The organism is Acinetobacter sp. ANC 4173 (assembly GCF_004331255.1).
GTDB lineage: Bacteria > Pseudomonadota > Gammaproteobacteria > Pseudomonadales > Moraxellaceae > Acinetobacter.
In genome coordinates, this window is the sequence record NZ_SJOF01000027.1 from 50,692 (window position 1) to 62,491 (window position 11,800).

At 39.5% G+C, this 11,800-nt stretch carries 9 protein-coding genes and 1 pseudogene; 3 read left to right on the plus strand and 7 right to left on the minus strand.

Features of this window, described 5'->3' with window-relative positions; genetic code table 11:
* Positions 1-32: 32 nt before the first annotated feature.
* From E0H94_RS18260 to E0H94_RS18265, 3 genes and pseudogenes are all read right to left on the minus strand, one after another.
* Positions 33-947 (minus strand): LysR family transcriptional regulator, encoded by a 915-nt coding sequence (locus tag E0H94_RS18260; protein ID WP_131327781.1) that lies wholly within the window; start codon positions 945-947, stop codon positions 33-35.
* 299 nt (positions 948-1,246) lie between these two features.
* A pseudogene (locus tag E0H94_RS18840) lies at positions 1,247-1,381 on the minus strand (IS3 family transposase); the annotation flags it as partial.
* A 405-nt stretch (positions 1,382-1,786) separates the two neighbouring features.
* Positions 1,787-2,680 (minus strand): LysR family transcriptional regulator, encoded by an 894-nt coding sequence (locus E0H94_RS18265; RefSeq protein ID WP_131327782.1) that lies wholly within the window; start codon positions 2,678-2,680, stop codon positions 1,787-1,789.
* Between the two features lie 119 nt (positions 2,681-2,799).
* Between E0H94_RS18265 and E0H94_RS18270 the strand changes: the two genes are divergently transcribed.
* Positions 2,800-4,080 carry a gallate dioxygenase gene (locus E0H94_RS18270; protein WP_131327783.1) on the plus strand — a complete coding sequence of 427 codons (1,281 nt, stop codon included), beginning with the start codon at positions 2,800-2,802 and terminating at the stop codon, positions 4,078-4,080.
* 134 nt (positions 4,081-4,214) lie between these two features.
* Here the strand turns inward: E0H94_RS18270 and E0H94_RS18275 are convergent, their stop codons facing one another.
* The 4 genes from E0H94_RS18275 to E0H94_RS18290 form a co-directional block, all read right to left on the minus strand.
* Positions 4,215-5,801, minus strand: a complete 1,587-nt coding sequence (locus E0H94_RS18275) for a subtype B tannase (RefSeq protein WP_131327784.1) — start codon at positions 5,799-5,801, stop codon at positions 4,215-4,217.
* Between the two features lie 374 nt (positions 5,802-6,175).
* A complete protein-coding gene (locus E0H94_RS18280; protein WP_131327785.1) occupies positions 6,176-7,255 on the minus strand; it encodes a 4-oxalomesaconate tautomerase in 1,080 nt (359 codons plus the stop codon).
* A gap of 3 nt (positions 7,256-7,258) precedes the next feature.
* Positions 7,259-7,972 (minus strand): 4-carboxy-4-hydroxy-2-oxoadipate aldolase/oxaloacetate decarboxylase, encoded by a 714-nt coding sequence (locus E0H94_RS18285; RefSeq protein ID WP_131327786.1) that lies wholly within the window; start codon positions 7,970-7,972, stop codon positions 7,259-7,261.
* Complete coding sequence (locus E0H94_RS18290; protein WP_131327787.1) at positions 7,969-8,709, minus strand: PIG-L deacetylase family protein; 741 nt, start codon at positions 8,707-8,709, stop codon at positions 7,969-7,971. The genes E0H94_RS18285 and E0H94_RS18290 overlap by 4 nt, the downstream gene beginning before the upstream one ends.
* A 106-nt stretch (positions 8,710-8,815) precedes the next feature.
* Here E0H94_RS18290 and E0H94_RS18295 point away from each other — a divergent pair, with 106 nt between their 5' ends.
* Together E0H94_RS18295 and E0H94_RS18300 are read left to right on the plus strand one after the other, a co-directional pair.
* Complete coding sequence (locus E0H94_RS18295; protein ID WP_131327788.1) at positions 8,816-10,051, plus strand: LysR family transcriptional regulator; 1,236 nt, start codon at positions 8,816-8,818, stop codon at positions 10,049-10,051.
* A gap of 439 nt (positions 10,052-10,490) precedes the next feature.
* Complete coding sequence (locus tag E0H94_RS18300) at positions 10,491-11,798, plus strand: MFS transporter (protein ID WP_227548679.1); 1,308 nt, start codon at positions 10,491-10,493, stop codon at positions 11,796-11,798.
* Positions 11,799-11,800 lie beyond the last annotated feature (2 nt).

An 11,800-nucleotide genomic window follows, 5' to 3' on the forward strand; every position in this document is an offset into this window, starting at 1 on the left:
TTGCCCTTTTGAAATGAAGCGATAGTAACCCGCTATACATCTAGCTCTTTGGTCACTTGCATGATCAACTGGCGAAACCATAACAGACCTGCATCGTTTTCCTGAAACTTATTCCACTGCATACAAATTTTAATTTTCGGCACTTCCCACGGCAGTGGGCACAAATGTATGGGCAAATATTCAGCACATTGTACTGCCAGCTTTTTATGCATGATTGCAATATAAGGTGTACCGACGACAAAACGTGGCACACTATTAAAATTTGTCGCAACATATGCCACGTTACGTTTAATATCTAAATTTCGAATTAGCCAATCATCAATCATGGGTGTCTTATTGATTGCGCCCAAACGCACGACTACATGTTCAGCCTGCGTATAATCTTCTAAAGTTAATGGTTTTTCTTTTAGGGGATTTTGATTCCACATCACACAGACAAATTCGTCTTCAAAAACATCTAAACTTGGATGTTCATCTAAAATACTTAAACTAGGCAAAAACAAAATATCAACTTTCCCTCGCTCAATTTGCTTTTCCGCTTCCGAAGAAGGCATCAGCTGTTCAATTGAACATTGAGGAGACAAACTATACAGTAATTGATTTAATCGAGGTAATAACACATTCCCAGTATAATCAGATGCCATCACTGTGAACTTTCGTTTTGCTTTCAATGGATCAAACTTATTTTTATTATTTAATACGGTACGCATTTGAATTAATAAATCACTTACCGGTTTAGCCAGATTTTCACCCATTGGGGTGAGCACCATACTACGTCCAACTTGAACCAAAAGATCATCTTCAAAATAATCTCTCAATCGAGCTAATGCAGCACTGGTTGCTGGTTGACTTAAAAATAATTTTTCACCAGCCCGAGTAATATTTTTTTCAGTTAATAAGATGTCTAGTGCAACCAACAAATTCAAATCCAACCCATCAAATCTCAACGAAGACTCCTTATAACAAACTGATAATTATAAAAATCATTTTTTTCAAAAAAATACTAACAACAATGGCGAATACAGTCAAAACCAATAGTAATGCTCTTTCTTAAATATAATACTAAAAATCATCAACTTGACTGCTTAAATTAACCTAGACATCAAGGTAATCTTATTTTTAAATTTGCTTGAATTCATCTGCACTCATTTCATTAGAAATCCAAACCATTCCATTGTAAAACATGTTGATATAATTAAATACACCTTAAAAGGTCATTTCTTTATTGAGCTGTTCAAGAAATGTTTGCCATTAATAAAGCATCGAAAACTAAATCTATTGTGATTCTATATTGCATAGACCAACCAACCACAAGACCTAAGAACAGATCGATTACAACAGCTAAATACAGCCATGCCTCATGACTACGAATGTACGTAATTTACGTAATGTACGTAATGTACGTAATGTACGTCATCTATAATTGGTTAGGCTGTGTTGGATTGAACGGTGAAGCTAAAGCATTTGCAACACGCCTGTTAGAGTATCTGCATAAGTTCTAGATTTACGAGAGTCTCTCTGTGATTTAAGTCTATTTACTTTCATAAGCCGATTAACTCAATTAATTTCACAGCCTTCGTTCGCATTACAGAAATATTACGATAGCGATAAACACTAATAGGTTCGAGCCAGAATTACTTAATTATTCCTAAAATGTTGCGCAGTTTATGGGCTATCTAAATGATAGGCTAGTTAAACCCAGAAGCCTTGGAACAGAAATATTTTAAGAGTTTAGAGAGATTTGTCGTCCACGATAATGTCTAGGATCAATTTTAAACGTGTATCGTTACTCCTTACAAATATTCTTTAAAAATTCTAAAAAGACTCGTATTCGTGGAGATATTAAACGTCGACTTGAATAAATTGCGGTCAATTGAGAGCTAGATAGCTTGAGTTTGAAATGAGGTAAAATTTGTATCAAACTTTTTTCAGCCAATTGTTTGACACAATAATGCTGCGGCAACATTGATATTCCACCACCTAACATGAGCATTCTACGTACAATAAGCGGATGATTGACTCGCATGACACCATGCGATAAGTCTAGATAATCTATGGCCTTGTCAAAATAGACAGGTAAACGCCGCAATGCATATCGGGTTTCACAAATCTTAACCAATTCACTCAATTCATTTAATGTTTCAGGTAATCTATTTTGAGCTAACCATTTTGGACTACTTACCCAAATTAATTCTCCACGAATTAAAGGTAAGGAAACCAACTCACTATCTTCAAGTTCCCCCACCACAACCGCAATATCCACCTGATCACGGATTAACTCCGCACCTTGACTGGTAATTACAATTTCCAATTCAATTTCAGGGTGTTGCTGGCAAAAATCGAATAAATAAGATGCCACAAACTCTTCACTAAAAGCTGGTGGAAGAGCAACTTTTAAACGTCCTTTTGCGACACTCCCTAAATCTGCCATAAGGGAATCCGTTGCAACTGCCTGCTCCATAATCTGCTGCGCCTGACGGTAAAAAACTTCGCCTTCGGCAGTAATACGTAAACTTCGTGAAGAACGATCGATTAGACGTAAACCCAAATTTTGCTCTAAACGCGTTAAGGTTGTACTGACTGTAGATTTAGGCATTCCTAATGTATTCGCCGCAGCAGAAATCCCTCCTCGCTCTATAATGGCGAGAAACACGGGGATATCATCTAAATTCCATTTCATAAGTGAATTGTTCATTTTTCTGAACGATGAATCTCATTTTAGCTAGTTGTTCCCCAAGCAGCAATAATTAAAATGATGAGAACAGCATTGCGATTGACGCACTGAAAAAGGAAAATTTCATGGCACGTATTATTGGCGGTATCGGAGCTTCGCACTCTCCAACCATTGGCTTTGCAAAAGATACGGGTAAACATCAAGATCCTGCATGGAAACCCATTTTTGAAGGTTTTGATGTCATTCGTAACTGGGTAAATGAGAAGAAAATTGATGTTTTATTTACCATTTACAATGATCATGTCACCTCATTCTTTTTTGACCATTATTCTGCATTTACCCTCGGCATTGATGATCTATATGTTGCTGCGGATGAAGGTGGTGGTCCACGTGCGGTCGCCCCTGCGCATGGACATTTAGGCTTATCACAACATATTGCAAAAGCTTTGGTTGCTGATGAATTTGATATGTCTTTCTTTCAAGGTAAAGCTGTCGACCATGGTTTTTTATCGCCGCTTTCTATGCTCGGTGACGAGCAAGGTCCATGGTCAGGTCAGGTCGTTCCATTACAAGTGGGTGTGTTGCAATTTCCTATTCCTAGTGCCAAACGCATGTGGAAAATGGGCAAAACCTTACGTAAAGCGATTGAAAGTTATCCTGAGGATTTAAATGTCGCAATCATGGCAACGGGTGGACTTTCTCATCAGGTACACGGCGAACGTGCAGGATTTCTGAACGAAGAATGGGATGCGGAATTCCTTGACCTTCTTGAAAAACAACCTGAAATATTAGCCAATATGCGTATTGCTGAATTTGCTGAAAAAGGTGGTTGGGAAGGTGCCGAGGTAGTGATGTGGCTGATTATGCGAGGTGCTTTATCAGACAATGTCAAACTGATTCATAAACAAAATTACGCCCCATCAGTTACCAATATTGCCACACTAATATTCGAGGATTTAGGCGAAGCGGCAACAACGGATGAAATCGAAGCTTATCGCCAACATCTTGACTATGAATTACAAGGTGCTGAACTGCTTAAAGGGACTTATCCGCTTACGCATGCCGTGAGCCATGCCAATTTACGCATGAATGCATTCTTACATGATTTGGTACTTCCTCAACATCGTTCGCGATTTTTAAACGACTTCGAAGCCCTTGCCAATGAACGTGGCTTAGATGATGAAGAGAAAACACTAATTCGCGAACGAAAATGGATTGAAATGATTCGTAGAGGCGTGAGTTTCTTTGTTTTAGAGAAAATGGCGGCTGTGTTAGGTGTACCAAACCCACAAGTATATGCTGCATTCCGTGGAGAAACTCTAGAACAGTTCTTGGCAACACGTAAAGTTCCAATTACATATTCCGTTGCAGGTGGTGCACAAGCAAAATCAATGGATACAAATTAACACTCAACCTATCCCCACTAATTCAATCACGCTTCATCAGCTTTTAAGACAGCCCTGTGATAAGGGCTGTCTTTTATAGTCAGATCGCATCCACCTAAATTGATCCTGAACGCGATCTGACTATTTAGAAAGATTCACTTCATTGATTGATGTGCAATTTGATCTATCCACTTGAATAACTCATTCAGATCATAATCACCACCATGAGGTTGATTCCAAGCCAAAGAGAAATCAACGGAATTGCCTTGGTTTGCAAGGGTAGTAACCAAAATTGCAGGAATGGCAAAACTCGTATCCTTATCCAGTGTTCCTTGTCTAATTCGCCAATGTTTGGCAGTACTTGCCTGATGAGATGCGATATAGTGCATTGGGTTCATCATTGCAATAATTTTAGGATCTGCCATCGTACGATTTGTTTGAGTACGATGATTCATCGAATATGCAGTAAAATGCTGTGCAGGAATGCTTGCTGTTCCGAATTCATCATTTTCACCTGAAGATAAATCTAAGGCATCAAAAGCAGGTGGTAATTTTTGTCGCCCTAAATATTGCAGATAGGCATCATAGTCAATATCGACGATTTTTTTGTTTTCAATCTTGAGCCACTTTAACGAACTTAAATCTCCTCCCTGATCCAAGGCAGTCTGTGCAGATTGGATCAATAGCGATTTAATATAATCTTTGAAACTGCCCTCTCCGTTGGCATCAAGTTGAAGTGATTGCCCCTGCTTATCTTTGAGCCGCAAAGTGTTTAAATAGACTGGAAATTGTTGTTGTAAATCTTGAGACACTTGTATTTGGTCTACAGTTAAAGTTCCTGCCTGTTCTTTACGTTGAATTTTATAGTCCAACATGCTGATATCTATTTTTTTATATTGATGGACATCAGCGAGTTGCCATTCGTATGCTGCATCAGCATGTTCTAGATTAGTAATTGCAGCATACGCTGAAGTTGCGAATATTGTATCGCTTGTTCGAGCTGCTCCCAATTGTTTTAAATAGGGTTCATAATCTTTGGCATCACCTGTTGCCCCTAGTAATGCTGAAAGTGCTCCTCCTGCACTAGTACCATTTGAAATAATCTTGTTGGCATCACCAGGCATCATCGAATCGTTCAACTTGAGATAACGAACAGCAGCCTTTAAGTCCACAATTGCAGCAGGTGCTTTACCAATATATTGTCCTTGGGTATTTTGCAATGTGCGCCCACGTGCTCCTGGTGAAGCTACCACATAACCATGCGCTAGAGCACTAGCGATAGTGTTGGGGCGTTGTTGATTTTTGGAGAGGTCCAATGCATTTCCCTCAGGTGGATTAGCCTTTGGCATTTCGGCTGCATTGTTTTTTTGCATAATTGGTGGGCGTCTTCCCTCCAAAGTACCGGGTTCTGCTGGCATATACCCTCCCACCTGATTTGGCAGAAAAATAGGGGCATTCTGGGCGTTATAGCCGTTGATGGATTGACCTTCAAAATAGGCTTCTGGAATATAAATATTGATGCTTTGATATTTTTTATCAACAGGATTTGCAACATAAGTAATGCCTTCATAAGCATATACTTTGAGTGTAGAACCATTCACATTGATTGTTTTGACTGTGAAATTCTTCTGATCAAATTTCAGAGAAATTAGTTGTGTTTCTGCGTGTAAAAGCGTTGCAGAGCTAAATGCAATACTGAATATCCCCAATATAAGAGGTTTTATTTTGAACTTTTTCATCATGTAATTACTATCACTATTTTAAGTTTAATTATTGCTGAAAAATGAGAACAGAAAATGAAGAAATGATTATTATTTATAATAACATTACTAGGAAATATTCATTTAAATAGCTGATCTATAGAGGGATGAAAATTCAGCCTATGCTCCCTGATATACATTAAAACTTTTACACCTAAACTCATTACCGATTTTGCTGCATATGTACTCGAAGTGGCTAAAACTCAGACTTATTTGTTTTAATCCCTGCTTTATTTTTACAGAATGAAGCATTGGATTCTGGCAATGCAGGTGTATGGGCATTGCCAGTAAAGACTCATGAAATTCAAGTTATCCATGCAAATCATGGATTGCAATATTTAGTTGTGTTTTATTACTTAACGATTCGACCAAACCGTTTTAGGAATCATCACGTACCCATCAAACAACGCACGTGCAGTTCGAATAAAACCACAACCCATAATTTGATATTGAGGATCGCGCTGTATTAATACCGTAAAACTCCCTGTTGGATGTTCAATCTCTAATCTTTGCTCAAGCTCGGTTGTGGTTTGGGCAACATCAGCGGCTACAGTTCCTTCAATCAAGCATGCAGTGGCAACACTAGTTGCACCAAACACACCAATCGCAGCGTGACATTTATGCGGAATGAAGGTGCGAGTATTAATTGCACCGCCTGATAATGCTTTAGAAACAATTGAAATTTTAGGAATGGTTTTTAAGTGGACATCCCCCAAGTGCATTTTCTGACCCGCAATCAAACGGATGGATTCAATACGCTGCTTTAACTGAATATTGCTATCCAATTCCTGTTTGCTTTCATTACCTTGAATACCAAGATCGCATGCACGAATCAGCACTACAGGCATGCCATAGTCGATACAGGTCACTGGCGTATCACAAATGATGTCTTGCACCTGTCCCGTTGGTAGCAAGTGACCACAAGTTGAACCTTCAATATTTTCAAAATTTAAAACAATTTCAGCAGCTGTATGTGGAACACCATCAATCGCAGTGTCACCTTCATACTCTATTTCAGCATGCGGAGTCTGCACCAATACTTCTGCCACTTGTTGAGTATTTTGCATAAAGACCCGAACCGTTGTAATCGGGTCTTTTGCTTCAATCAAACCACGCTCTAAAGCAAACGGTGCTACTCCAGCCAAAATATTACCGCAGTTCTGTCCATAATTCACAATGGCTTGATCAATATTTACTTGTGCAAACAGATAGTGAATATCGGCTTCGGGACTGTCCGATAAACCAATGATGGCTATCTTACTGGTGAGGGAGTCTCCTCCACCAATCCCATCAATTTGACGAACATCGGGTGACCCCATGACAGCAAGCAACACTTGATCGCGTAACACACGATCTTGTGGCAAATCAGATGCGAGAAAATATGCACCTTTTGAGGTTCCTCCTCGCATGAGCATGCATCGTATTTTTGTTTGCATGGTTTAATCTTCCAAATCTTCCAAACGGTCTACATAAATCAACCCTTTTTCTTCCAATCTCGGGCGCATTTCATAAATATCCAAGCCCAATTCACCATTTGCCATACGGACTCGTTTTGATTCTTCCAAATCCATGCGCTTTTGGCTCAGCTCATGAATTTCTGCCACTTTTGTACGTGCGACAACAACAACACCATCATCATCGGCAACAATTGCATCACCTGGGTTAATCAATTGATCGGCACAGACAATGGGTACATTCACAGAGCCGAGCGTTTCCTTTACCGTACCTTGTGAATACACTGCACTTGACCACACATAGAAGCCCATATCGCGTAAGACTTGGCTATCACGAATGCCAATATCTCCAACTAAGCCCACCACGCCATGTGCTTGCATCGAAGTTGCAAGCAAGTCACCAAAGAATCCGTCGCTACATGGCGAAGTTGGTGCGACAACAATAATATCGCCAGGTTGGCATTGTTCGACCGCAACATGGAACATCCAGTTATCGCCTGGTGCAACAGATAGTGTCACGGCGGACCCAGCAATAGACACACCTTGCTGAATTGGTCGAATACGGGGGGCAAGCAAACCTTTACGCCCTTGCGCTTCGTGTACGGTTGCAACACCATAGGTTGCTAATGTTTTGACTGTATCGAAATCTGCACGATCAATATTACGAACGACTACGCCTTTACGCCCAATTAAGCTCACGTTAAATCCTCCGTAACACGTGGGAAGATGCTTTGATAGCCTTCGGCATATACAATATTTTTGGTATTGGTAATCCCGATATTACGCTTAGCTTGCACACCGCGTTGTAACGCTACACGCGTGTAGTATTCCCACAAATGTTCTTGACCCTGCATACATTGAATTGCGGCATACTTCTTATCCCAAACGCTAGTAATGTCTAACAATACGTCGGGTTTCCAGTTACATTGTTCAGGTTGATGTGGTTCAAAACAGTAGAATGGCGGTGCACCCACAATTTTTTGACCTGGGTTATGCCCTTCAGCCTGTGCAATAATACGCGCTTCCTGAGCTAAATGTGTGGCACGTGGATGATCGTAGTTATACGGATCATGTAAAGAATGGCTCAACACAAAACTTGGTTGTAATTCACGATAAATATCAGCTAATCTAAAAATAATGTCATTATTGCTCGGCAATGGATAATCGCCCAAATCAAGGAATTCGATGCTTGCACCGAGCGCTTCTGCTGCAGCACGTGCTTCTTGCTCACGCACCTGTTTTACTTTTGCTTCGGTCATCCCTGCTTGACGCCATAACTTCGCAGATTCTCCGCGCTCACCATAAGACAGGCAGACGATATGCATTTTGTAGCCGCGTTCAACGTGTAATGCAATTGCACCACCTGCACGCCATACAAAATCTGCCGAGTGAGCACTGATGACTAAACCTGCTTTGTTGGAAGTATTGTCGTTCATAAATAATCTCCTTTGTACCGAAATGTTCACATGTACAAAGTCGAAAAGATAATGACTTTATCCCGCACTGATATGAGTTTTATTTATATTTTGAAGAAGGATATTTATGTGCCAGAACACGCATAATCTAATTAATTTAATGCAACTAAAATTCTTCTTGGTCGTTGCTGAATTTCAAAATATATCTAAAGCTGCCGAACATCTTTTTCGCACACAATCCGCGATTACCCGTGCGATTGGCGATTTAGAAAAACAATTGAATGTGGAGCTTTTTGAACGTCATCACAATGGCGTGATCTTAACGGAGATTGGAAAATTCCTGCATACTCCAATTCAAAATGCAATTGAAGAATTACAACGTATTCCTCAATTGGTGTATGCAAATAATCAACCTAATAAGCCTCAACATGCACAGATAAATGAACCATTTTTTTTATACAATACAAGACGTTTAGAAATTTTCTCGACGCTCTATCTTACCAAAGGGATGAAAAATACCGCCTCATTACTGCATATTACACAACCTGCGGTCAGCTCCGCGATTAAATTACTTGAAGACGCCCTAAATACCGAATTGTTTATTCGTACACCCAACGGGATTAAAGCGACTGTAATCTGCAATGACATACAACAAAACATCAAACGCTGTTTAAATATCATTCACGACCTACCCAATCAAACAGCAAATTTTATTGGTAAACTTCAGGGAACCGTTCGTATTGGGGCTTTACCGCTGATTCGAACTTTTCTGCTGCCTAAAGCCATTACTTCGCTGGCGAACAAATATCCAGCCGTCCGCTTTCAAACATTTGAAAATGCTTATGAATCGTTGGTGGCACAGTTACGTTCAGGAGATATCGACTTTATTGTCGGAGCCTTACGCCCACAACAGCAATCATCCGATTTAGAGTCACAGGTTTTATTCGATGAAAAGATGTTTATGGTTGTGCGGAACAAACATCCCTTATTGAAAAAAAATATCCAGTTCGAAGACCTATTACAACAGCAATGGATTCTACCCCGTGCAAATTCACCTGCCCGTCTTCTCATGGAGGATAATTTTAGGAATTTAAATTTGACCCCACCTGAGCCTACCGTAGAAACAGGAGACTTGGCACTGAGTCGTGGTTTACTTCTACAATCCAATATGATTGCGGTGGTATCTGAACAGCAAATGAAATACGAATTAGATCAAGGCTTAATTAAGAAACTCCCTTTTGATCTGCAATACACCTCACGTCAAATTGGCATTATTTCCCGAAAAAATAGTATTCAATCCGCAGCCAGTAAAGCATTGATTGAAAGTATTCAAAATGTTTGTGCATCAACGAAACTTCATTAAATTATAATTTAGGTATTAGTAACTTGTATTGGACATTCAACCTAATCAAGGTCTGTATGAGCTATAAAAACTATAAATAATAGACTATTTCTATTAATATCAAATGTTTAATAAAATTTTTTATATAGCATGAATCTATTATTAATATAAATAAAAATCATACCATTCCGAGTGAAAAGAATTATCTTTCCATACGGAAGAAGAATAAAAATATCAGCATGTAATGAATACGGTCATTTGCTATCAGCAAATATAGTGAACGTTACCTCTTAAAATCATAGGATAAATTGAACGATTACATTTATCCATTTTTAAATCAATACGCCTCATGGTCTTTAAAATGGTATTTTTTAGCGCCATGAAGTTGTTTAGCTCAATATTCGTCCAAATGAATGGAATAGAAAATATGGATATATTCAACGAATTAAAGACAAAACCCATGAATAGTTACCGCTGGTCACTGGTGGCACTCTGTATTCTATTAAATATTGTAGATGGTTACGATGTTCAAGTTATGTCCTTTACGGCCACTTCTGTGTCTAAAGAATGGGCACTTTCAGGGTCATTTTTAGGTATTTTGATCAGCCTAGGGCTGCTTGGAATGGCATTTGGTTCATTATTTATTGCACCGATTGCCGACAAAGTTGGTCGCCGTACCATCATTTTATCCTGTTTGTTACTTTCAGGCTTAACCATGTTGGTTAGTAGCCAAGTCGCTAGCCCTTATCAACTTGGGTTTTTACGTTTTGTAACTGGCTTGGGTATTGGTGGATTACTGACCAATGGTGCAGTGATGGCAAATGAGTTTTCTACACCACGTTGGAAAAATTTATCCGTTGCACTCCTTTCCACAGGTTATGCATTAGGTGCAGTATTTGGCGGGATGATTGCCTATCACTTGATTGGTACTACTGGTTGGCGTAGCGTATTTATGTACGGCGGCATTTTTACTCTCTCCGTTCTCGTTCTCGTATACTTTATCTTACCTGAATCAATTGAATATCAATTGATAAAACGTGATCCAAATTCACTCGAAAAGGTCAATAAAACCCTCGCGAAATTTAAAATTAGCACCATTCAAACATTCCCTGCACCTCAAAAAGCCACTGCTGGTAAAGTTTCTATCGCTAGTTTATTAAAAGGTCAGTTAAAAGCCCGTACATTGTTTGTCTGGAGTGCATTCTTCTCGGTCATGGCAGGTCAATACTTCATCTTAACGTGGACACCTAAACTGTTGTCTATGGCAGGTATGTCTCCAGAACAAGGTGTAAGTTTAGGGATTATTTTAAATTTTGGCGGTATTTTCGGTGCAATCATGATGGCAATCCTGACTGTACGTTTCAAAATTCACTATGTCTTGTCTTCATTCTTTGCCCTTACGGCAGTGTGTATTGGTATCTTCGTTATCAATTCGGGGAACTATATGCACGCAATGTGGGTGGCTGTATTCGTGGGTATTTTCAACAATGGCTGTGTTGCAGGTATGTACGCACTAGCAAATAGTACCTATGACACAGAAATTCGTGCTACTGGTGTAGGCTCTGCAATTACGATGGGGCGTTTAGGTGGAATTTTATCTCCGCTTGGCGCAGGTTATTTGCTTGATGCAGGCGTGGCACCGCTCCATCTTTATAACTTTGATGCCGTACTCTTTTCGATTGGCTGTGTCGTGGTAATCAGTATGTATCTGGTCATTAAAAAACAAACCACACCTGCTCAATTAGACAAAATACAACAACCATCTTAAAG

Coding starts and splice junctions, on each gene's coding strand:
- E0H94_RS18265 (WP_131327782.1), bottom strand. CDS start 2,680: ATGAAATGGAATTTAGATGATATCCCCGTGTTTCTCGCCATTATAGAG.
- E0H94_RS18300 (WP_227548679.1), top strand. CDS start 10,491: ATGAATAGTTACCGCTGGTCACTGGTGGCACTCTGTATTCTATTAAAT.
- E0H94_RS18275 (WP_131327784.1), bottom strand. CDS start 5,801: ATGATGAAAAAGTTCAAAATAAAACCTCTTATATTGGGGATATTCAGT.
- E0H94_RS18270 (WP_131327783.1), top strand. CDS start 2,800: ATGGCACGTATTATTGGCGGTATCGGAGCTTCGCACTCTCCAACCATT.
- E0H94_RS18295 (WP_131327788.1), top strand. CDS start 8,816: ATGTGCCAGAACACGCATAATCTAATTAATTTAATGCAACTAAAATTC.
- E0H94_RS18280 (WP_131327785.1), bottom strand. CDS start 7,255: ATGCAAACAAAAATACGATGCATGCTCATGCGAGGAGGAACCTCAAAA.
- E0H94_RS18290 (WP_131327787.1), bottom strand. CDS start 8,709: ATGAACGACAATACTTCCAACAAAGCAGGTTTAGTCATCAGTGCTCAC.